The 21,641-nt window shown below is 69.8% G+C and carries 16 protein-coding genes; 4 read left to right on the top strand and 12 right to left on the bottom strand.

Features of this window, described 5'->3' with window-relative positions; all coding sequences use genetic code 11:
* The 4 genes from EAO75_RS47095 to EAO75_RS07620 form a co-directional block, all read right to left on the bottom strand.
* A partial coding sequence (locus EAO75_RS47095; protein ID WP_261989172.1) for an ATP-binding cassette domain-containing protein occupies positions 1-1,190 on the bottom strand: 1,190 nt, incomplete at its 3' end.
* Positions 1,191-1,352: 162 nt separating this feature from the next.
* Entirely contained in the window at positions 1,353-2,111 is a 759-nt protein-coding gene (locus tag EAO75_RS07630; RefSeq protein WP_126395568.1) for an NUDIX hydrolase, read from the bottom strand.
* Between the two features lie 254 nt (positions 2,112-2,365).
* A complete protein-coding gene (locus tag EAO75_RS07625) occupies positions 2,366-4,282 on the bottom strand; it encodes a glycogen debranching N-terminal domain-containing protein (protein WP_147994336.1) in 1,917 nt (638 codons plus the stop codon).
* A 659-nt stretch (positions 4,283-4,941) separates the two neighbouring features.
* Entirely contained in the window at positions 4,942-6,624 is a 1,683-nt protein-coding gene (locus EAO75_RS07620; protein ID WP_147994180.1) for a DUF4192 domain-containing protein, read from the bottom strand.
* A gap of 152 nt (positions 6,625-6,776) precedes the next feature.
* Here EAO75_RS07620 and EAO75_RS07615 point away from each other — a divergent pair, with 152 nt between their 5' ends.
* Positions 6,777-8,942 (top strand): RecQ family ATP-dependent DNA helicase, encoded by a 2,166-nt coding sequence (locus tag EAO75_RS07615; RefSeq protein ID WP_147994179.1) that lies wholly within the window; start codon positions 6,777-6,779, stop codon positions 8,940-8,942.
* 313 nt (positions 8,943-9,255) lie between these two features.
* Positions 9,256-9,891 (top strand): hypothetical protein, encoded by a 636-nt coding sequence (locus EAO75_RS07610; RefSeq protein WP_147994178.1) that lies wholly within the window; start codon positions 9,256-9,258, stop codon positions 9,889-9,891.
* A 408-nt stretch (positions 9,892-10,299) separates the two neighbouring features.
* Here the strand turns inward: EAO75_RS07610 and EAO75_RS07605 are convergent, their stop codons facing one another.
* The 3 genes from EAO75_RS07605 to EAO75_RS07595 all read right to left on the bottom strand — a co-directional run bounded on the left by EAO75_RS07605 (position 10,300) and on the right by EAO75_RS07595 (position 12,417).
* Complete coding sequence (locus EAO75_RS07605; RefSeq protein ID WP_147994177.1) at positions 10,300-10,941, bottom strand: hypothetical protein; 642 nt, start codon at positions 10,939-10,941, stop codon at positions 10,300-10,302.
* A gap of 68 nt (positions 10,942-11,009) precedes the next feature.
* A complete protein-coding gene (locus EAO75_RS07600; protein ID WP_147994176.1) occupies positions 11,010-11,711 on the bottom strand; it encodes a ribonuclease HII in 702 nt (233 codons plus the stop codon).
* Positions 11,712-11,793: 82 nt separating this feature from the next.
* Positions 11,794-12,417 (bottom strand): TetR/AcrR family transcriptional regulator, encoded by a 624-nt coding sequence (locus EAO75_RS07595; protein ID WP_147994175.1) that lies wholly within the window; start codon positions 12,415-12,417, stop codon positions 11,794-11,796.
* Between the two features lie 187 nt (positions 12,418-12,604).
* Here EAO75_RS07595 and EAO75_RS07585 point away from each other — a divergent pair, with 187 nt between their 5' ends.
* The gene (locus tag EAO75_RS07585) at positions 12,605-14,152 is read left to right on the top strand and encodes an MFS transporter (protein WP_147994174.1); all 1,548 of its coding nucleotides are present in this window, start codon (positions 12,605-12,607) and stop codon (positions 14,150-14,152) included.
* Between the two features lie 348 nt (positions 14,153-14,500).
* Here the strand turns inward: EAO75_RS07585 and EAO75_RS07580 are convergent, their stop codons facing one another.
* From EAO75_RS07580 to EAO75_RS07570, 3 genes are all read right to left on the bottom strand, one after another.
* A complete protein-coding gene (locus EAO75_RS07580; RefSeq protein WP_147994173.1) occupies positions 14,501-15,412 on the bottom strand; it encodes an ADP-ribosylglycohydrolase family protein in 912 nt (303 codons plus the stop codon).
* A gap of 12 nt (positions 15,413-15,424) precedes the next feature.
* Complete coding sequence (locus EAO75_RS07575) at positions 15,425-16,084, bottom strand: histidine phosphatase family protein (protein WP_147994172.1); 660 nt, start codon at positions 16,082-16,084, stop codon at positions 15,425-15,427.
* Between the two features lie 119 nt (positions 16,085-16,203).
* Positions 16,204-16,806 (bottom strand): DUF4937 domain-containing protein, encoded by a 603-nt coding sequence (locus tag EAO75_RS07570; protein WP_147994171.1) that lies wholly within the window; start codon positions 16,804-16,806, stop codon positions 16,204-16,206.
* Between the two features lie 156 nt (positions 16,807-16,962).
* On the opposite strand from EAO75_RS07570, the gene EAO75_RS07565 reads away from it, so the two are divergent.
* Positions 16,963-17,496, top strand: coding sequence for a TerD family protein (locus EAO75_RS07565; protein ID WP_147994170.1), 534 nt, complete (start codon positions 16,963-16,965; stop codon positions 17,494-17,496).
* Between the two features lie 159 nt (positions 17,497-17,655).
* Here EAO75_RS07565 and EAO75_RS07560 read toward each other — a convergent pair whose 3' ends face one another.
* Complete coding sequence (locus EAO75_RS07560) at positions 17,656-20,547, bottom strand: vitamin B12-dependent ribonucleotide reductase (protein ID WP_147994169.1); 2,892 nt, start codon at positions 20,545-20,547, stop codon at positions 17,656-17,658.
* A 166-nt stretch (positions 20,548-20,713) separates the two neighbouring features.
* On the bottom strand, positions 20,714-21,283 hold the full coding sequence (gene nrdR / locus EAO75_RS07555; protein WP_147994168.1) for a transcriptional regulator NrdR: 570 nt from the start codon (positions 21,281-21,283) through the stop codon (positions 20,714-20,716).
* Positions 21,284-21,641 lie beyond the last annotated feature (358 nt).

The raw sequence follows: 21,641 nt of genomic DNA, 5'->3' as shown, positions 1-21,641 counted from the left end.
AGGTCGGGCAGGTCGTCGWCGGGCGAGACGGACGAGACGGACGAGCGCGAACCGTCGGCCTTCGACGAAGGCTCGTCCTCAGCCTCCTGCGGACCCGCAGCAAAGGGCTCGCGCGCTGCGGTCCCGGCCCGCTCGCCGCCGGCCGTCCGCGGCATCTCGGACGTCGCCGCAAGATCACCGGCCGCGGCCTGCCCGTCGCCCCGCTTCGGCGCGCGGGTGACCCTGCGCCTGCGATCGCCGACTGCGTCGCCGTACGTATCCTGCGGCGCCTCGTCGGTTCGCGGCTCGATCGAGTCGGGGTCCGGCTCGGTGTCCGGCCCCATGTCCCCGATCTCGTCGGCGAGTTGATGTACGAGGATGCCGTTGCGGAAGGCGATCTCGCCGACGTCGGCGCAGTTACTGCCGTACACCGAGAGGCGGTTGCCGCTCTCTCGTACGACCTCGACGGAGCGGTGGGCGGTGCGCGCCTGCTTGGTGAGCAGGGCGGCGAGGCGCGAGGCGTGGGGGGTGCGGACGGCGACGCGGGGGCGCAGGCGGGTGCGCGCGAACTCGGCGGCGTCCTGGTCGGCGATGAGCCTGCCCCGCTCCAGCGTGACGACGTGGTCGGCGGTGCGTGCGGCCTCCTTGGAGTCGGCCGTGGTCAGCAGGACCGTGCCACCCTGGGCCGCGTGTGCGCGCAGCGCGCCGTGCAGCCAACGGCGCTCGCGGGTCGTGAGCCCGTCCGCGGGATCGTCGAGGACGAGCGTGTGTGGATCGGCAAGGAGCGTGCAGGCCAGACCGAGGCGGCGGTCCATGCCGCGCGAGAGAGTGCCGAGGCGTTCGTCGCGCAGGCTGACGAGGCCGACCACCTCCAGGACCTCGTCGGCACGCCGGGCCGGCACACCCGCCGCAGCGCACAGCATGCGCAGATGACCGCGCACCGAGCGCGCCGGATGCCCGGGGACATCGCCGAGGAGCACGCCGACCTCCCGCGACGGATGCGCCATGCGGTGCAGGGGGCGTCCCCTGAAGAAGGTGATACCACGGCCCTGTTGGAGTTCGAGCATGAGTCTGAGCGCCGTCGTCTTGCCCGCTCCCGCCGCTCCGAGCAGCGCGGTGACGCGTCCCGCACGAGCCTCGAAGGACACATCGTCGAGGGCGGGGGGAAACTCCTTGCGAGGGTTGCTGGTCAGTCCGATCGCCTGGATCACCCGCAGCAAGATAGCGCGCTATGTCCGTTTTTTCCGGTAGGGCAAGGCCCGCTACGCCGACGGTAATCCGCCCGGTCGGGCCCGGTTCGTCTTTCGGCCCCGGCCCCGGACACGTCGAACCCACCCCCGGACCGGTGTTGTGTTGCGCCTCCGGCTCCCGCGTCAGACCTCGGGGCGCAGCATCGGCGGGTTGAGCAGCGTGGCTCCGCCTGCCCGGAAGAGCTGAGCGGGGCGGCCTCCCTGACGGGTGGTTGTACCGCCGGTGGGGACGAGGAACCCCGGCGTGCCCGTCACCTTGCGGTGGAAGTTGCGCGGGTCCAGCGCCACGCCCCACACCGCCTCATAGACGCGGCGCAGCTCCCCGACGGTGAACTCGGTCGGGCAGAACGCCGTGGCCAGCGACGAGTACTCGATCTTCGACCGGGCGCGCTCCACACCGTCGGCCAGGATCTGCGCGTGGTCGAAGGCGAGCGGCGCGACCGGTTCGCCGTCGCGGCCGTATCCGCCCTGCTGCAACAGCTCGTCGACCGGAGCCCAGCGGGCATTGCTGGCGTCGCCGCCCGCGCGGGGCGCCGGCAGATCCGGGGCCAGCGCCAGGTGGGCAACACTCACCACCCGCATCCGCGGATCCCGCTTGGGGTCACCGTAGGTCGCGAGCTGCTCCAGGTGAGCGCCGTTGTCCTGGACGGGGACGGCGGGGTCGTGGGCCCGCAGCCCGGTCTCCTCGGCCAGTTCACGCGCGGCGGCCTGCGCCAAGTCCTCGTCGGCCCGCACGAACCCGCCTGGCAATGCCCAACGCCCTTGAAACGGCGGTTCCCCCCTGCGCACCGCCAGCGCGCACAGGGCATGGCGGCGCACGGTCAGCACGACCAGGTCCACGGTGACGGCAAAGGGCGGGAAGGCTGACGGGTCGTAGGGCATGCGGCGATCATAGTCGTCTGCCTGACGATAAACACTCCCTTCGTCGAGCCCAGCGGCTGTTGATCCAATTCGGGTCCGGTGTGAGCGTCACCGGCCCTGGACGCGGCTTTGTCCGCTCGTGCGGCGCGTGTGTCGCGTGCGGTCACGTCACGCGTCGTACGTGGTCCCGTCGTGCATCGTGCGAGGTCAGGGCATGTTCTCGTGCCAAGTCAGGTCACGTGTCGTACGGGGGTCGCGCCATCCGCCGCACCCCTTCACGCTCGCAGCTGCAGCCCGCCGGCCGCCTCCTCGACCATGGCGAGACCGAGCCGGCTGACGCGTACGGCGAAGGGTGCTCCGGCAACCCGAAGGCCGGTCAGGACGATCTCGCCCAGCGGCGCGGCGCGCATGGGCCGCAGAGTGACCGTCCCCGCCGGGGCGTCCGGGCGTATGCCGGCGAGCGTGGCGAGCAGCAGCACCCCGGCTGCCGCGGACGTGGCCGCCGGGCGGCAGGCCGCCGGGTGCGGGAGGGGAGCGCCTCCTTCGCTGCGCGCCTCCCCCGCGTACATGTCCGGGAGCCGGTGGCCGAACGCCTCTGCGGCCGCCAGTACGCCCCGCAGCAGCGCGCTCGCCTCTTTCTCGTAGTCGGCAGCGGCGAGGCCGGCCACGGCGACCGCCGTCTCATGGACCCTCACGGCGCCGCTGCGGTGGCCGAAGGGGTTGTGCCCAGCCTCTTTCGCGCTCAGTCCACGCAGTCCCCAGCCCGAGTCCATGGCCGGACCGCCGAGCAGCCGGGCGACTTGCTCGGTCTGCACCTTGTCGAGCAGACCGGGGGCTTGTTCTCCCCCGCCCAGCAGGCCGGTGTCGAGGAGGTGGGCGGCAGCGGCCCCCAGGTACGGCACGGGGCGTCCGTCCGGTGTCCGGGCGGCAGCTGGCCTGCCACCGCCCAAGTCGTCGAGCCAGAAGTCCGCTCGGAACGCCGTCCGAAGTGCCCTGGCCCAGTGCCGCAGCTCGGCACCTCCCGGTCTGCCGCAGGAGTCGAGCAGATCGGCGCCGAGCAGCGCCGCACGGTGGGCATGAGCCTGGGTCTCGCAACGGACGGGACCGCCGGGATGCGGGTCGGGCAGATACGTGCCGTCGCCCACGGTGGTCCGCAGCCAGCTCAGGCACCGCTCAGCCGTCGGCAGGAGTTCCTCGGCCTCGGGTTCGGGCAACCCCCAGCGTCTGGCTTCCGCGAGCAGCGCGGGGAAGAGCAACGTGGCCTCCGTGCCGGTGCATCCCGGTGGCAGATGCGTTCCCGCGTCCCGTCTCGGTCCGGGGATCATGCCGGACTGCGGTCCCTTGTCGCGGAGTTGGGTGCGGGCGAGTGTGCGCAGAGTGCCCGCGGCGAGCCGGGTGCCCAGGGGCAGGGTCATCCGGGCGGCGGCGAGGGCCTCGGCCGGGGCCAGTCCACAGCGCCAGGGCGCCCCGGCGGCCAGGTGAGTGTCGGAGGGGTGGGCGGGGTCGCGCAGGAGGAGACCCTGAAGGTCGTCGATGCTCGTCCGCAGCAACGCCTCGACTCTGGGATCGTCGCCCGCCGCCCGCGCGGGAGCCAGCGGGCTGGTCGCCACCCGGCCCACGGCACGCACGGGTCCGGCTCCGTCCGGTCGCACCCGCAGCTCGATGTTCGCGGTGCCTCCAGGGGGCAGCTCGAACTCCCAGCGCAGCAGCCCTGCCGAGGCCAGCGCGTCGGTGGGCGGCGGGTCGGCCGTCACCGTCGAGTTCCCTCTGGCTGACGACCAGCGCAGGCCGGAGTCGTGAACGCTGGCCGGCAGCTCCGGTCCGGTGTTGCCGCACGCGATGGCACCGAGGTCGGCAAGGTCCGTGGCCAGCGCGACCTCGACCGGCAGACGCAGGGGGCGGACGGCCGCGCTGCGCAGGGTGATCCGCTCGGTGCCGTCCGCGTGACGAGTGCGCTCGACGACGACGTCCGGGTCGGGGCCGTCCTGCGGGGAGGTGCGCAGCGTGCCCACGAAGCGGACACGGTCGGCCGCGGTCATCCGGGCCTGGACCGCGAGCGGTTCACGTCCGGCGACGCGAACCTGGCAGCGCGAGAGCAGGCGCCGCCCTGCGCGGTAGAACCCGTCGAGACCTCGGCCGGTCAACTGGCCCTGCTCCGTGGAGATGGCGAGGCCCGGGAGGGCGACGCAGATCAAGGCGTTGTGGGTGGGGGGTAGTGCGGCGGAGCGACGGGCGGTTGGTGGCTGAGTGGGGGAGCCGGCGCGTTGAGCTGGTTGAACCGGAGTGGACTTGGATTGATCTGGAGGGGCTGTGACCTGTGGTCCGGAGAGGGCGCTCCGGGGCGGGTACGGTCGCAGTTGTGCGTGGTCGGCGTCTGGCGATGACGTCGGGGCCTGGATCGTTGTTGACGCGGGTGAGGGGCTCGGCCTTGTCGGCCTTGTGGGCTGCTGTAGGAGTCGGGCCTGCTGTTCCTGTGGGTCAGGGGGACCGGCTTTATCCGGTGTGCGCCACCAGGTAGGTCGTGGAATCCGGCCACGAGGCGGTCCCGTGTCCTGCCGTTGGGACGGCACCGGCCCACTGGCTGTCGAACGATCGGCGGCGGCCGGGGAGGTCGGAGTCGGCTGTGGCATCGTGCGGCTTCCTCTGCGCTCATCGCGCCGCGGGTCAGTGCGGCGCCGGCTGGGGGATCCGGAGTGACAGGGGCGGTTCGACGGCACGGCCGGCCCAGGCGTTCCGCCACTCAGGTGAACGGGGTGGGATCCCTCCAGGTCACGCCCGGCATGAGGTAACCCGGTCGAGGCGGGGGCTCGTTCAGCTCGATGACGCTCTTCAGGGCTCTGCACGCGACGGCTCACGTTTCCCCCTCCACGCCCGCGTGCCCGGGGCGCACGCCGTCGGTGCCGGGCCCGCTCCGACGCACGGCTCCCTTCTTCGAAGCGCGCGCAGGGGTCTTCGCCGTGCGCTCAGCGGCGCTCTTCGAGATTCCTGGCGCGTTGCCGCCAGGCCGCGGGCCGCCCGGATGTGCACCGGACGCCGGACGCCGCCCCGGGCGCGAAGCACTCGTCCCACGCTTTCGCCCGAGGGCCCTCGTGACCCGGTGGAGACCGCTGGTCGAACCCGTGGAGTGCCGGGACCGGCGATGGTCCCCCGCGTCAGACTCCGACGCGCGCTTCGTCACGTCATCCCGCACCGGCTCCTCCACATCTCCCGGCCTGCCTGGCCGACCCGCATCCGTCGTCTCACGCCCGACGCGCTCGGAACGCAGGCAGCGGCGGATCGACTCGACGTCCAGCCCTTCGTTGCAGGCTTGGTGCAGCAGACGGGCGAAGAGATAGTCGGCGTCGGCGCCGAGCGCCATGGCAAAGGCCTCTCGGGCCTCCAGCTCATCGCCGGTGGACCAGGCGACCCAGCCGGCCAGGGTGAGAGGCGCCGCTCCGTGCTCCCGGTACGGCCCGACGCAGCGGCGGGCAAGTGCTCGCCAGAGCCGTAGGGCGGGAGCAGCCTCGTCGCCCTCCATCCACTCGGCCAAGCGGTCGCGTGTCGCTCGGTCCTGCAGGCCCAGAATCAGCCTCGCGGCTTCCTCGTGACCGAGCAGTTCGTCGTCACGGCGATCCGCGGTGAGCGTTCCGGACGCGGCCGGCGTCGCGGCGAACCGGGCCCAGAGGCTCTCGGCCAGTTCCAGCGTCTCCTCCGCCACGCCCGCGCGTTCCTCGTCGTCGAGGATCCTGGGGACCAGCGCCATCCCGGCGTTGTCCAGAGCGCGCTCCTGCTCGACGGCGGCGGTCTCCCAAGGCAGCAGCCTGGCCCGCAACTCGCTCAGCGTGCCCCGCACCTGAACTCCGGCATAGGCCGCCGCGGCCGCCAGCACCGACGTACCGGGCAGGCCCATCGGCCGTCCCTCCGCCGGACAACACTCCGTCCTGTCGCAGCAGTACGACCAGAACCGACCGCCCGAGATGCACAGCGCCTCGACCACCGGCACGTCCAGGCTGCCGCACGCCAGCCGCGTCCTTTGGGCCAGCGGTCGCAGTCGCTCCATCACCTGCCGACCCGTCTCGCCCTGGGCCGGTTCCTGGCAGAGGAAGACAACGATCTGTTCCGGCCGGGCTCCCCTGCGCTCGCTGCCCGTCACCAGTCCGTGGGCCAGCTGTGTGGCCGCGGAGTCCCAGTCGTCCGTGCTCGCGGGAATGCCGAGCCGTGCCCGGCCGCCGAACCGGCCGCGGCCGTCCCTGTCGTGCAGAGCGGCGAGCACGATGCTGTCCTCGGGGCGGTAGCCGAGGAGATAGGGCAGGGCGTCGGCGAGCTCCGCCGGGGTGCGCAAGGTGACCTGGTGCTCGGGCAGCTGCCCTTCGTACGCCGTGCAGTCGAGTGGGTTCTGATGTGGCGCGCCTCCTCGGTTCTCGTCGTGTCCGGCGGGCAGCGCCCTCATGTCATCCGCGTCGTTCGGGTCGGTTGCGCCAGGGGCGGCATGCTGCTCCTGGCCCGTGGTGCCGTCGCTTTCGGGAGATCCGGTCGCTTCGCTGTGGTTCGTCATGCGGAGACGATCTCGCGGATCTTGAGACTCCGCTTTGCCCTGTGGATAACTCCGACCAGGGACACGACAACCCGGGTTCGGTAGAGGCGGCCCACGCCGCCGCCCGACCCGACCGGCCGCCGATGTCAGTGCGGTCCTGTTGTATGGAACCCATGGAGCACACGAGCAACGCGGATCTCCGGGCCGCCGCCGACGCGGTCCTCGCCCGCCTCGTCGGGGACGACACCGGCACGGCCCGGCTGCGCGAGGACCAGTGGCGGGCGATCGAGGCACTGGTCGCCGACAGACGCCGGGCACTCGTGGTGCAGCGGACGGGGTGGGGCAAGTCCGCGGTCTACTTCGTGGCCACGTCTCTGCTGCGGTCACAGGGCAGCGGCCCCACCGTGATCGTCTCCCCTCTACTCGCGCTCATGCGCAACCAGGTCGATGCCGCCGCGCGGGCCGGTATCCATGCCCGGACGATCAACTCCTCCAACACCGAGGAGTGGGACACGATTCAGAGCGAGATCGCCGCGGGCGACGTCGACGTGCTGCTCGTCTCCCCGGAGCGCCTCAACAACCCGGATTTCCGCGACCAGGTACTGCCCAAGCTGGCTTCGGCGACCGGCCTTCTCGTGGTGGACGAGGCGCACTGCATCTCGGACTGGGGCCACGACTTCCGGCCGGACTACCGGCGGCTGCGCACCATGCTGTCCGATCTCCCGCCCGGAGTGCCCGTGCTGGCGACCACTGCCACCGCCAACGCGCGCGTGACCGCCGATGTCGCCGAACAGCTCGGCACCGGGGGCACCTCGGACGCCCTGGTGCTGCGCGGTCCACTGGACCGGGACAGCCTGAGCCTGAGTGTGCTGCGTCTGGCGGACGCCGCCCACCGGATGGCCTGGCTCGCCGACCACCTCGATGAGCTGCCGGGCTCGGGGATCATCTACACGCTCACGGTGGCCGCCGCCGAGGAGGTCACGGCCTTCCTGCGGCAACGCGGACACACGGTCGCCTCCTACACCGGCAAGACGGAGAACGCCGACCGCCAGCAAGCCGAGGACGACCTGCTCGGCAACAGGGTCAAGGCCCTGGTCGCCACCTCCGCGCTCGGCATGGGCTTCGACAAGCCCGACCTGGGCTTCGTGGTGCATCTCGGTTCGCCCTCCTCCCCCATCGCCTATTACCAGCAGGTCGGCCGCGCCGGCCGTGGCGTCAAGCACGCCGAGGTGCTCCTCCTTCCGGGACAGGAGGACGAGGCGATCTGGCAGTACTTCGCCTCGCTCGCCTTCCCCTCGGAGGACCTCGTGCACCGCACGCTCGACGTCCTCGCGCGGTCGGACAAGCCCCTGTCGCTGCCCGCCCTGGAGCCTCTGGTCGAGCTGCGCCGCTCCCGCCTGGAGACCATGCTCAAGGTCCTGGACGTGGACGGCGCGGTCCACCGGGTCAAGGGCGGCTGGATCGCCACCGGACAGCCCTGGGTGTACGAGGCCGAGCGGTACGAGTGGGTCGCCCGGCAGCGCAAGACCGAGCAGCAGGCGATGCGCGAGTACGCCTCGACGACGGGCTGCCGCATGGAGTTTCTCCAGCGTCAGCTCGACGACGAGGGAGCCAAGCCCTGCGGCCGCTGCGACAACTGCGCGGGCGCGCGCTTCACCGCCGATACGTCCACCGTCGCTCTGGACGCCGCGCGCGTCGACCTCGGCCGAGCAGGGGTCGAGGTGGAGCCGCGCCGTATGTGGCCGACCGGTCTCCCGGCGATCGGCGTCGACCTCAAGGGGCGTATCCCTGCGGGCGAACAGGCCGCACCGGGCAGGGCCTTGGGGCGACTGTCGGACATCGGCTGGGGCAACCGTCTGCGACCGATGTTCGCGCCGCACGCCCCGGACGGACCCGTCCCCGACGACGTGGCGAAAGCAGTCGTGGGCGTCCTGGTCGACTGGGCCAAGGGACCGGGCGGCTGGGCCTCCGGGGCTCAGGACGCCGCACCGCGCCCGGTCGGCGTGGTCACCATCGCCTCCCGCACCCGTCCGCAGCTGATCAACTCACTGGGCGCGCGTATCGCCGAGATCGGCAGACTCCCACTGCTCGGTTCCCTGGAGTACACCGGAGAGGCATCCCCGGTGTCGCGGAGCAACAGCGCGCAGCGGCTGAAGGCACTCGACGGCGCGCTGACCGTGCCTGCCGCCCTGGCCTCCGCTCTCTCCGAAACCCCGGGTCCTGTGCTGCTGGTCGACGACTTCACGGAAACGGGCTGGACCCTCGCCGTCGCGGCGCGCATGCTGCGCCGGGCGGGTGCTCAAGGGGTGATGCCATTGGTTCTGGCCGTCCAGGGGTGATCACGACCGGCACGAACCTCGGCCGCCAAGTCCGGCGCATCCAGGGCGTACACCCCCATCAGGCGGTACGACCTGGTTGCTCACGGTCGCCCCATGCGTCTCGCAGTCATGCATTGGGTAGGGATATAACCCTCGCACCATCGGATATCGGTCGGTGGCCCCAATTGCTCGTTGCCGCATTCCGGTTCGACAGGAAGAATTGGGGTCCGCTCCCCGCGCGGCTCGTCCGTGATCCGGAAGGGCCCTGCTGCGGTGTGCGCTCCCCCGAATCCGACCTCGCCCGCAGTGTGGGCACGTAGCCGAAGGGAGGACCGTGACCTTCGGATTCGCTCCGTCCTCCGCAGCATCCATGTCGACGTCAGCCGACCTGTCCACCGCATCCGCCAACTCCCTGGCCCGCATGCTCGAACCTGCGGAATGGGCCGCCGCGGGCATTCCGCTGCTGCGCAACCCTCGCGAGATCGTCAGCGGTCTACACTCCCGGCACCAGCCCGGACCGGCGACGGCGATCGTCGCGGTGCTCGACGCCGAGGAGCGGTTGCGGGCAAGTGCCTCGTTCGCCCGCCGAGCGGCCCCGGCCGACGGCTGGATGTTCCGCAACGCGCTGCTCGCCCAGTTGCGCCGGGTCATCCCGCACGACCTGCGGCGCCGCACCCCGGTACGCACCGCTGTGCTGCTCTACTGCCGTGACGGCGATGCCCGTTGGACGGAGGAGGACGGCGCCTGGATGTGGGGTCTGCGTGACGCGTGCACCCTGCACGGCCTGCGCTGCGGGGCGTACATCACGCTGACCCATGACGGCTGGCAGGTCCTCGGCGAGGGTCGCGGCGGCCGCCGCCCCAACGTCGACTCGATGCCCGAGCCCTTCGCGACGTCCGAGTCACCGGTCCCCCTGCCCCGCACCGGCGGCGCGGCCTCCGAGGTCCTTCGGCGCGCGGCTGCCCGCTGAGGACGCGGAGGCCCGTTCAGGGGGCAAGCGCTCGGCCGACAGAGCGGTCGCGCCGTATGCATTACACCGTCGACACAGGTCACGCCGAACGACGCATTCGATTCGACGGCAGAGACAATTCGACGGCAGAGACACAAGACGACCAGAGCTGACCGGAGCGGCCTACGGCCCAGCTGTCCGAGCACCGTGAACGGCCACGCGACGGGCTCCGTTCGACTGGGCTCGGAAGACGGTCCACGACGGCTCCGCCGTACATGGACCCACTCCCCCGAACCGACGGGGCCTGAGCACGGCGAGCTCTTCACTCGTCCGCGCATGGCAAAAACCCCGCCGTGCAGAGACGCCGCATCAGCGGCGCCCCATCCCCCGGTGTCCTGCGGAATGTCCCCCGGACGAACCGGAACCGGATCAGACGCCCGCGCCCAGCACCGAGTTGATCCGCTGCGGGTCACCGCAGACGATCAGCAGGGCACCGGCCCGGCCGAGAGCCAGGGGCAGGGCGCCGGCCGCAGCGGTGTCAGGACCGCCGTTGACGGCCACGACGACCACGGGGCGCACCGCGGCACGGCTCAGGGTGGAGGCGTCGGCGTAGAACACGTCGTCGCCGGCGTCGTGCTGCGCCCAGTAGGAGGCTTCTCCGAAGGACAGCTCGTGGGTGGCCCACGGGTGCTGTTCGCCGGTGGTGATCACCAGCACCTCGCCGGGAGAGCGACCCGAGTCCAGCAGCAGGTCGACGGCTTCCTCGGCAGCGTCGAGCGCTCCCTCGGGCGAGGCCGGGATCAACTGGATCTGCGGGGCCGCAGTCGCCGGAGCGGGGGCGGTGGAAGCAGCGGGGCCCGGCTGTCCGGGCTTGGCTACGGCCGCATCCCGCGGTGCACGTTGCACCGGCGGCGCGGGCCGCACGGGCCCGGGTCGGCCGGGACGCGACGGAGCCGCGGGGCGCGGGCCGGGTACGGGACGAGGGGTCGGCGCGGTGCGGCCACTGGCCGGCGTGGCGCGGGGACCCTGGGCACTCTCGTGAATCTGAGGCTCCTCGGGAATGAGAGGCATGAGCTGATGTCTATCAAACGCTGGTACGGCTCGCGTCGGCGGGTGGCACAAGAGTGCGAGCGGAATCGTCAGAAATCGAAGCCGAGCTGGCCCTCGATCTCCGGAACGCTTCCGTCCACCCAGGTGCGGGCCTTCTTGAGGTGTTGCCACTGGGGCAGCGCATCAAGATACGCCCACGACAACCGGTGGTACGGGGTGGGTCCCCGCTCCGCCAGTGCGGCCTTGTGCACGGGCGACGGATACCCGGCGTTGTCCGCAAAACCGAAGTCTGCATGGTCGATACCCAGTTCGGCCATCATTTTGTCGCGCTGAACCTTGGCAATCACCGAGGCCGCCGCGACCGCCACGCACGACTGGTCGCCCTTGATCACCGTACGGACCTTCCAGGGAGCCCCGAGGTAGTCGTGCTTCCCGTCGAGGATCACGGCGTCGGGGCGGGCCGGAAGGGCTTCCAGGGCACGCACTGCTGCGAGCCGCAGCGAGGCAGTCATCCCCAGCTTGTCGATCTCCTCAGCAGAGGCGTGCCCGAGGGCGTACGACGTGACCCACGTCCGCAGCTTGGCGGCGAGCTCGGTGCGTCGCTTGACGGTGAGCAGCTTGGAGTCCGTGAGACCTTCCGGAGGACGACGCAATCCGGTGACCGCTGCGCAGACGGTGACAGGCCCGGCCCACGCGCCGCGCCCTACCTCGTCGACACCGGCAATGATCTTCGCTCCGGTCGTGGCTCGAAGGGAGCGCTCGACGGTGTGAGTAGGCGGTTCGTACGGCATGGCGCCCTTAGCCTACGCCGCCCGGAACCCGCTTCGACACCCTGGTTCACCGAAGTGATCTCCGCACCGGAGCCGCGATGCGTCAGACGCCTGTCGGGCGAAGCAGGGGAAGCATGAGCTGGTCGATCATCTCCTCCAGATCCCGATCTCCCCATTCGCTCCCGCACATCTTTGAGCGGTACATCATCATCGCCGGAATGGCGTCGAAGACATAGCCGTTCGCCGCGTCTTCTCGCACCTCTCCTCGCTCAATGCCACGGGTGATGACCTCGCGGAGCAGCGCGATCGTCGGCTCGACGACCCCCTCGAAGATCACTCCGTGAAAGCGCTCGGCTTGGAGGGTGTCGCATTCGTGAATCACCGACCGCAAGGCGAATCCTGGGCGCGAGAACATCGCCTCACGCGCTTGCCGGCACAGCACCAGCAGATCCTCGCGCACGCTCCCCAGGTCGGGGGCCGACTCGAAACGGGGCAGTCCCGCACGCAGCGCGTCGGCGACCAGGTCCTCCTTGGACGCCCAGCGGCGATAGACGGCGGCCTTGCCGGTCTGCGCGCCGGCGGCAACACCCTCCATAGTGAGGCCGTTCCAGCCGACGGTACTGAGTTGCTCCAGTGCGGCATCGAGGATCGCGCGTTCGAGCACGGCGCCGCGCCGACGGGGGGAGGCCGCCTGAGCGGGGGCGGCCGTCCAGCGCGAGGTAACCATCTGAGCGTCTCCAACAAACAGGGGAAGCGGGGATTCCGGGGACACGGGACTCACCACACGGCAACTGCGGGGGACATGCCGCGTGACGACAATACGAGTGAACGCTYGCGTTCACTACTGGGGACTCACTACGGTTGACGCGACAGTGAACGCRAGCGTTCACTAAGGCACTTGTGGGGGACCCATAGTGACAACCTCTCAGTTGATCAAAGATCAGAAACCAGGTGCGGCCCGCCGGCAGGGACATCCCGGCATCGCGCTCACCGTCATCGCGGCCTGCCAACTCATGGTGGTACTCGACGCGACGATTGTGAACATCGCGCTCCCGCACATTCAAGACGCTCTCAAGTTCAGCACGACCGACCTCACCTGGGTCGTCAGCTCCTACACGCTCACCTTCGGCGGTCTGCTGCTTCTGGGCGGCCGCGCCGGTGACATCCTGGGACGCCGTCGGGTCTTCATGACCGGCATCCTGCTGTTCACGCTCGCCTCGCTGCTCGGCGGACTCGCTCAGGAGCCCTGGCAGTTGCTGGCCGCGCGTGTACTCCAGGGCATGGGTGGCGCGATCGCGTCGCCGACCTCGTTGGCGCTCATCACCACCACGTTTCCCGAAGGACCGGAACGCAACCGCGCGTTCGGTGTCTTCGCCGCCGTCTCCGCGGGTGGTGGCGCCATCGGCCTGCTCGCGGGCGGCATGCTCACCGAGTGGCTCGACTGGCGATGGGTGCTCTTCGTCAACGTGCCCATAGGCATCGCGATAGCCGTGCTCGCGCCCCTGTACATCAGCGAGTCCGAACGGCACACCGGCCGCTTCGACATAGCGGGCGCGGTGACCTCGACGGCGGGCATGGCGTCCCTGGTCTACGGCTTCATCCGCGCGGCGGACGAGGGCTGGCGGGACAGTCTGACCATCGGGTCCTTCGGCGCCGCGGTGGTCCTTCTGCTGGCCTTCGCGTTCATTGAGTCGCGGGCCAAGGAGCCCATCACCCCGCTCCGGATGTTCGCCGACCGCAACCGTTCGGGCACGTATGTGATCATGCTCAGCCTCGCTGCGGCGATGTTCGGCATGTTCTTCTACATCGTCCTCTTCGTGCAGAACGTGCTGGAGTACAGCCCGATCGAGGCGGGTCTCGCCTTCCTGCCCGTGACCGTCGTGATCGCGCTCGGCGCGGGCCTGTCGCAGCGCTTCCTGCCGGTGCTCGGACCCAAGCCGTTCATGCTCGTGGGGTCGGCCCTCGTGGCGATCGGGCTGGCCTGGCAGACCCTCCTCACCTCCGACAGCTCGTATGTCGGTGGGGTGCTCGGCCCGATGCTGCTGTTCGGCTTCGGCATGGGTCTGAACTTCGTGACGCTGACGATCACCGCGGTTTCGGGGGTCGCCCAGCACGAGGCCGGTGCCGCGTCCGGACTTCTCAACGCCACACAGCAGGTGGGGGGTTCGCTCGGCCTGTCCATCCTGACGACGGTGTTCGGCTCGGCCAGCAGGGACGAGGCCGAGAAGCAGCTGCCGAAGTTCATGGCGGAGGGGTCGGCCGAGCAGAAGGCGGAGTTCACCCAGACGCACCAGCTGCCCGGCCGATGGGGACATGAAGTGCTCACCCAGGGCATCTCGATGGGCTTCGTGGCGGCAGCCGCGATGGCGGTACTCGCCCTGGCCACCGCGTGGTTGGTGATCCGGGTCCGTAAGAGCGATCTGGAAGCCCTCTCCGGGACGGCGGGTCCGATGGCCGGCTGACACGGCCGGGCCCGCGAAGGGCCGCGGATGGCCGGATCGAGTCCGGGGGACAAACGGCGAGGACGACGAGCCGGCCATCCGCACCGCCCTCAAAGCGAGCGCCCTCGGGCGGTGCCCGATGGGGCGGGAAAGCCACAGCCCGCTCCACGCGGCAACTGCCGCGACGATCAACGCGCCGAGCACCGACATGAACCCCATGACTCCACCCCCTGCGCCCCTCGTGTGTCACCTGCGCATGCGGCCCCAGCGGACGCACACCAACTGCCACGACAACGGACCGGCGATCACGCAGAGTTCCCGAGCCGCACGGAAAGTTATCGAGGGGTCCGGCAGGGCAGTAGAACCGCGCTACGCCGACGTCGGCGTCGGCACCCACTCGGGCAGCGCCTCGGTCCGCTCCACCCACTCGGCCGGCACCGACCCGGCCTTCCCCGAGCCGATCACGCCGCCCACGATGGCGCACGTGGTGTCCACGTCGCCGCCCACCTGCGCGGTCGTCCAGAAGGCTCGCTCGTAGTCGCCCAGGGCCCGGGCAGCCGACCAGAGCGCGAAGGGCACGGTGTCGTGGGCCGTCGTACGCCGCCCGCAGCCCAGCACCGCCGCGACCGTGGCGGCGTCGCCGTAGTCGAGCATGTCCCGGGCGCGCCGCAGACCCGCCCCGACCGCGCTCTTCGGAACGAGTGCAACGACGTCGTCGAGGAGCGCTTCAGGGCTGGGCGGACCGCCGGGGGCGGCGGCCAGCGCGGCAGCCGCGGCGACCGCCATGGCGCCGACCACGGCCTCACGGTGCTGATGCGTGGGATAGGCGGAGATCTCGGCCTGGTGGGTCGCCTGCTCGGGGTCGTCCGCGTACCAAGCCCCGAGGGGTGCGATCCGCATCGCAGCGCCGTTGCCCCAGGAGCCCCGACCGTTGAAGAGCGCGGACGACAGCTCGCGCCAGTCCCCGCCCTCCCTGACCAGGCGCAGCAGCCGGTTGACCGCGGGACCGTAGCCCCGGTCGAAATCGTGGCGCTCGGCGAAGGAGCGGGCGAGAGCGTCCTGGTCGATGCGATGGTGGGCGGCCAGCACGGCGACCACCGAGCAGGCCATCTCCGTGTCGTCCGTCCACTGCCAAGGGCCGGGCGGGAGCTCGTGACGCTTCAGCAGCGGATAGTTCACCGGCACGAAGAACTGCGAGCCCAGGGCGTCACCCACCGCCAGTGCGCGCAGACTGGCGAGGGCGCGGTCCAGGCGCCCTTCGGGAGAGGAGTCAGCGGTCATCGCCCTGCCACTCTATCCGGTGATCCCGTACGGTTCCGGATCACGCCAGCGTTCGAACGGCCGGTCGATCGTGTACTTGCCGTCGTCCCCGAGAACGAGCATCCGCATCTCCGCGTTCCCCGGATTGGACAGCGACTCGAAGTCCGCGACCGTCCAGTGGAACCAGCGCATGCAGAACAGCCGCATGGCCAGTCCATGGGTCACGAGCAGCACGTTCGGCGGGTGGTCCGGTGCCTCGAAGCTGCGGTACAGGCTCTCCAGGAAGTTGCCGACCCGGTCGTACACGTCGGCTCCGGACTCGCCCTGGGCGAAGCGGTAGAAGAAGTGGCCGTAGGCGTCCCGGTAGGACTTCTGGAGTCGTACGTCGTCGCGGTCCTGCCAGTTCCCCCAGTCCTGCTCCCGCAGGCGGGGCTCCTCGCGCACCCGTATGAGCTCTGGGTCCAGGTGGAAGGCCCGCAGCGTCTCGTGCGTACGGCGGTAGGGCGAGACGTACACGCTGACGCTCTCGCGGCCGAACAGCTCGCGCAGGCGTTTGCCCGTCTCCTCCGCCTGCCTCCAGCCCTGCTCGGTAAGGGCCAGCGCGTGGTCGGGCTCACGCTCGTAAACGGTGTCATCAACATTGCCCGTTGACTCCCCGTGCCGGACAAGGACGATGCGCCGTGGTCGTGCCATGCCGAAACCCTAGATCGGCCGACGCCCGATCGAGCACTCGTACGGGCTCCATACGGCGTAGGTCACACATTTCCTGCACCACCAGCCACAGTGAGGCGCACGAGTAGCGGGTCCGGATTTCAAACTGTCCAGGTCGCTTCGAGCTCCACAATGTCACCCGTAAGGGCCGCGACATCCGCCTCGGTCTGGGCGCGCAGCGCCAGTCGCTCCACGCGCTCGGTGCGGTATTTGCCGTGTTCCGCGGCCGACCGCCACATCGACAGCACCAGGAACTCCGGGCCCGGAGCCTCGCCGAAGAGTCCGCGGACCATGCCCGGGGAGCCGGCCATGGCGGGGTTCCAGACCTTCTCCTGCATCAGCATGAAGTGCTCGGCGCGTTCCTCGTGGACACGGCAGTGGGCCACCCGGACGAGGTCCGCGTCGGTGAAGCGCGGCTCGAAGCCGGTCTTCACGTCGAAGCGGTAGTCGAAGAGTTTGACCTGCATGTCCTTGTAGGTGCCCGACTGGGCAGCTGCCAGCCGGTCATGGGAGCGGGCCATGAAGGAGTCGTAGAAGGAACGGCTCTCCCAGAACGAGAAGGTGTGCGCCACCCCCTGCCGCCCCCGAGCACCGGAACCGTCGTGGCCGGTCGCACGGTTCCCCAGAAGCCCCGCCCATTTTCGCTGCCCCCGCTCGAAGCCGCGGCGGTCCACCACGGTGCAGCGAATCCACTTGACCAGCACCGCGCCATGGTAAGGCCAGTCAGCGTGGCGCCGGTCACGGTCGGCCCGACAGGTCCCCGGCGCGCGTACCCGCGCGCGTGGCAGGATGGACAACCGGCCTTGTCCACGGGGCAGTTCAGGCTGGCAGCATTCGCGTTACGGGGAAGGGGAAGCCTGGTGAACGCCATCAACAAGGGGATCCGGAAAGTCGAGATCTCGCTCAAGTGGGATCCGAGTCCGGCCGGGCAGCCGCCCACCGATCTGGACATAGTCGCCGCGACCTATCTGACCAGCGATCCTTACGGCGATCCCGACTACGTGGTGCACTTCGACAGCCGTTCTCCCGACGGCACCATCTATCTCAACCGGGACAGCAAGGACGGCAAGGGGTTCGGCTGGGACGAGGTGATGACCGTGGAGCTCGACCGGCTCGACGGCCGGTACGCGCGCGTGCTGGTCGGCGTCGTGATCCAGCAGCGCCCTGCTGAGCGCACCTTCGTCAGCGTCGTCAAGCCGGCTCTGCGGATCCGCGAGGGCTACACCGTCATGGCCGAGGACGACTTCGGCGGAGTGCTGGGCTCTACGGCGGCCACGATCGCGGAGTTCGTGCGCGAAGGATCGAGCAGCTGGGCGTTCCACCCGGGCATCTACGGTTTCGAGGACGACCCGGCGACGTTCACAGCGGTCATGGGCAGTACTCGTCAAACCTGAGAGTCGCCCGCACGCGCGCGTGGCCGTACGCGCCCACACGCGGGACGGACGTACAGCGAAGAGGGGCGCCGACCTGTCGTCGGCGCCCCTCTTTTGCGCAACCTGCCGTCAGTGCCCTTCAGGGGCTATTCGACGGTCGGGGCGAAGCCCCGCACGGTGTCAGCTGCAGCCGCTGGTCGAGCCGCAGCCCTCGCAGATGTAGCAGGAGCCGGCCCGCTGCATCTTCGTGCCGCAGGAGAAGCACAGCGGGGCGTCGGCCTGGATGCCCAGCTGCATCTCCACCAGCTCGGCGCTGGTGTGAGCCTGCTGCGGAGCGGGCGCCGCCGAAGCCTCGGCCTTGGGGGCGGCGACGGCCCTCAGCTCCTGTGCGCGCGGCGCCGACTGGGCCAGTCCCTCGACGTCCACCTCGTCATCGGAGGGCTCGTACGAACCGGTCTCCAGGTGGCGCTGACGCTCCTCGGCGGAGTGGATGCCGAGCGCGGAGCGCGTCTCGAAGGGCAGGAAGTCGAGCGCCAGGCGGCGGAAGATGTAGTCGACGATCGACTGCGCCATCCGCACGTCCGGGTCGTCCGTCATGCCGGCCGGCTCGAAGCGCATGTTGGTGAACTTCGAGACGTACGTCTCCAGCGGCACGCCGTACTGGAGGCCGACGGAGACCGCGATCGAGAAGGCGTCCATCATGCCCGCGAGGGTGGAGCCCTGCTTGGACATCTTCAGGAAGACCTCGCCGAGACCGTCGTCCGGGTAGGAGTTGGCGGTCATGTAGCCCTCGGCGCCGCCGACGGTGAAGGACGTGGTGATGCCGGGACGGCCCTTGGGCAGGCGCTTGCGGACCGGGCGGTACTCGACGACCTTCTCGACCGCGGTACGGATGGTCTCCTCGGCCTTCGCGGTGACCTCGGCCTTCTCCTTCTCCTTGGTCTTGGCGGAGAGGGGCTGACCGACCTTGCAGTTGTCGCGGTAGATCGCGAGCGCCTTGACGCCCATCTTCCAGGCCTCGAAGTAGATCTCCTCGACCTCCTCGACGGTCGCCGACTCCGGCATGTTGACCGTCTTGGACAGGGCGCCGGAGATCCACGGCTGGATCGCGGCCATCATGCGGACGTGGCCCATCGCGGAGATGGAGCGCTCGCCCATGGCGCAGTCGAACACCTCGTAGTGCTCGTGCTTGAGGCCGGGGGCGTCGACGACATTGCCGTTCTCGGCGATGTGGGCGACGATCGCCTCGATCTGCTCCTCCTGGTAGCCCAGGCGGCGCAGGGCCTGCGGGACGGTGCCGTTGACGATCTGCATCGAGCCGCCGCCGACCAGCTTCTTGAACTTGACCAGCGCGAGGTCGGGCTCAAGACCGGTGGTGTCGCAGGACATCGCCAGACCGATGGTGCCGGTCGGGGCGATGACGGACGCCTGGGAGTTACGGAAACCGTTCTTCTCACCAAGGCGCTGCACGTCCTGCCAGGCCTCCGTGGCGGCGGCCCAGATCGGCGTGTCGAGGTCGTCCATGCGGACGGCCACGGTGTTGGCGTCGGCGTGCTGCTTCATGACACGCAGGTGCGGAGCCGCGTTGCGGGCGTAGCCGTCGTACGCGCCGACAACCGCGGCGAGTTCGGCGGAGCGCTTGTACGAGGTGCCGGTCATCAACGAGGTGATGGCACCGGCGAGGGCACGGCCGCCGTCCGAGTCGTACGCGTGGCCGGTCGCCATCAGCAGGGCGCCGAGGTTGGCGTAGCCGATGCCGAGCTGGCGGAACGCGCGCGTGTTCTCACCGATCTTCTGGGTCGGGAAGTCCGCGAAGCAGATGGAGATGTCCATCGCGGTGATGACGAGCTCGACGACCTTCGCGAAGCGCTCGACCTCGAACGACTGGTTGCCCTTGCCGTTGTCCTTGAGGAACTTCATCAGGTTCAACGAGGCGAGGTTGCAGGACGTGTTGTCCAGGTGCATGTACTCGCTGCACGGGTTCGAGCCGTTGATACGGCCGGACTCCGGGCAGGTGTGCCAGTGGTTGATGGTGTCGTCGTACTGAATGCCGGGGTCGGCGCAGGCCCAGGCAGCCTCGGCCATCTTGCGGAACAGGGCCTTGGCGTCGACCTCTTCGATGACCTCGCCGGTCATGCGGGAGGTGAGGCCGAACTTGCCGCCCGTCTCGACAGCCTTCATGAACGTGTCGTTCACGCGGACCGAGTTGTTGGCGTTCTGGTACTGGACGGACGTGATGTCGTCGCCACCCAGGTCCATGTCGAAGCCCGCGTCACGCAGAGCGCGGATCTTCTCCTCTTCCTTCACCTTGGTCTCGATGAAGTCCTCGATGTCCGGGTGGTCGACGTCGAGGATGACCATCTTGGCGGCGCGGCGGGTGGCGCCACCCGACTTGATCGTTCCTGCGGAGGCGTCCGCACCGCGCATGAAGGAGACCGGACCGGAGGCATTGCCGCCGGAGGACAGCAGCTCCTTGGAGGAGCGGATGCGGGAGAGGTTCAGGCCGGCGCCGGAGCCGCCCTTGAAGATCATGCCCTCTTCCTTGTACCAGTCGAGGATCGACTCCATGGAGTCGTCGACGGACAGGATGAAGCAGGCGGAGACCTGCTGGGGCTGCGGGGTACCCACGTTGAACCAGACGGGGCTGTTGAAGCTGAAGATCTGGTGCAGGAGGGCGTACGCCAGCTCGTGCTCGAAGATCTCGGCGTCTGCGGGCGAGGCGAAGTACTTGTAGTCCTCGCCGGCCTTCCGATACGTCTTCACGATGCGGTCGATGAGCTGCTTCAGGCTCACCTCGCGCTGCGGGGTGCCGACGGCGCCCCGGAAGTACTTGCTGGTGACGATGTTGACCGCGTTCACCGACCAGAAGTCGGGGAACTCGACGCCGCGCTGCTCGAAGTTGACCGAGCCGTCGCGCCAGTTGGTCATGACGACGTCACGGCGCTCCCAGGCCACCTCGTCGTACGGGTGCACGCCGGGGGTGGTGTGGATGCGCTCGACACGCAGTCCCTTGGCCGCCTTGGGGCCCTTGGCGCGGGAACTCCGTGCCGGACCGCTCGCCGTCTCTGTCATGCCGCCTCCCTGTACGGGCTAAAACGCCCTGAAGTGCCCCGATGTTCCCCGTGGCACGTGTTCTGTCTGGTGCTGCGGGCACCCTCTGATCGCCGCCCGCAACAGGTCTTCTGTCGCCGCCCTCTCGACCGGATTCCGGGGTCTGACGTCCGGATCCGGCCCGCCCTCAGTCGGCGGCGTTGGCGGGCACGGGGACCTGTGCAGTCCCTCCGGACCCGCGGTCGTTCTCCTGGCCCCCCGTGGCTGCGTCCACATCGTCTTCGCGGTCTTCGTCGTCCGCGGCGGGGTGTCCCGTCGTCTCCCTGAGTTCCGCGATCGCGGCCTCGAAGTCCTCGAGCGAGTCGAAGGCCCGGTAGACCGAGGCGAATCGCAGATAGGCGACGAGGTCGAGCTCCTGCAACGGGCCGAGTATGGCCAGCCCCACGTCGTGGGTGGTCAGCTCGGCGCTTCCGGTGGCCCGCACCGCCTCCTCGACCCGTTGGCCGAGCTGGGCGAGCGCGTCCTCGGTGACAGGCCGTCCCTGGCATGCCTTGCGCACACCGTTGATGACCTTGGTACGGCTGAACGGCTCGGTGACTCCGGACCGCTTGATCACCATCAGCGAGCATGTCTCCACCGTCGTAAAACGACGGGAGCAGTCAGGACACTGGCGGCGCCTGCGGATCGACGTGCCGTCGTCGGTAGTACGGCTGTCGACGACACGGCTGTCGGGGTGCCTGCAGAAGGGACAGTGCATAACTCCCAACCCTCCTCACAGCAGACTCAATAGCCTCGCTGGGCCTCATGGGCCCCGCGAAGCAGCCCCAAGCATAGGCGATCTCCGAGGGTCCGAAGACCGGGGGGACCACAACTTCTGGGCTGCTGCTGCAATCCAACCACTAGATGTGGGGATTGGCTCATACATCCAAGCCGTTCGCGCGTGTCGCACAGGCACGGCATGTGCCGTACGGCCACGCCCACTCGCCGCACACTCCTATGCACAGCCGTATCGCTGCAGCACATACGGAGATAGCGTGAGCGCCGCACGGAGGGGACGTAGGACTCCCGCACAGATGAGGGTCGGTTCCCGGTTGAGCTGATCTCGGATGGCAGAC

Origin of the sequence: Streptomyces sp. UW30 (genome assembly GCF_008042075.1) — a bacterium.
Lineage (GTDB): Bacteria > Actinomycetota > Actinomycetes > Streptomycetales > Streptomycetaceae > Streptomyces.
This window is presented reverse-complemented; position numbering and strand designations above follow the sequence as displayed.

What these genes read in the sequence shown, in the direction of transcription:
- EAO75_RS07630 (WP_126395568.1), bottom strand. Translation starts at nt 2,111, where the DNA reads ATGCCCTACGACCCGTCAGCCTTCCCGCCCTTTGCCGTCACCGTGGAC.
- EAO75_RS07620 (WP_147994180.1), bottom strand. Translation starts at nt 6,624, where the DNA reads ATGACGAACCACAGCGAAGCGACCGGATCTCCCGAAAGCGACGGCACC.
- EAO75_RS07615 (WP_147994179.1), top strand. Translation starts at nt 6,777, where the DNA reads ATGGAGCACACGAGCAACGCGGATCTCCGGGCCGCCGCCGACGCGGTC.
- EAO75_RS07605 (WP_147994177.1), bottom strand. Translation starts at nt 10,941, where the DNA reads ATGCCTCTCATTCCCGAGGAGCCTCAGATTCACGAGAGTGCCCAGGGT.
- EAO75_RS07600 (WP_147994176.1), bottom strand. Translation starts at nt 11,711, where the DNA reads ATGCCGTACGAACCGCCTACTCACACCGTCGAGCGCTCCCTTCGAGCC.
- EAO75_RS07595 (WP_147994175.1), bottom strand. Translation starts at nt 12,417, where the DNA reads ATGGTTACCTCGCGCTGGACGGCCGCCCCCGCTCAGGCGGCCTCCCCC.
- EAO75_RS07580 (WP_147994173.1), bottom strand. Translation starts at nt 15,412, where the DNA reads ATGACCGCTGACTCCTCTCCCGAAGGGCGCCTGGACCGCGCCCTCGCC.
- EAO75_RS07575 (WP_147994172.1), bottom strand. Translation starts at nt 16,084, where the DNA reads ATGGCACGACCACGGCGCATCGTCCTTGTCCGGCACGGGGAGTCAACG.
- EAO75_RS07560 (WP_147994169.1), bottom strand. Translation starts at nt 20,547, where the DNA reads ATGACAGAGACGGCGAGCGGTCCGGCACGGAGTTCCCGCGCCAAGGGC.
- nrdR (WP_147994168.1), bottom strand. Translation starts at nt 21,283, where the DNA reads ATGCACTGTCCCTTCTGCAGGCACCCCGACAGCCGTGTCGTCGACAGC.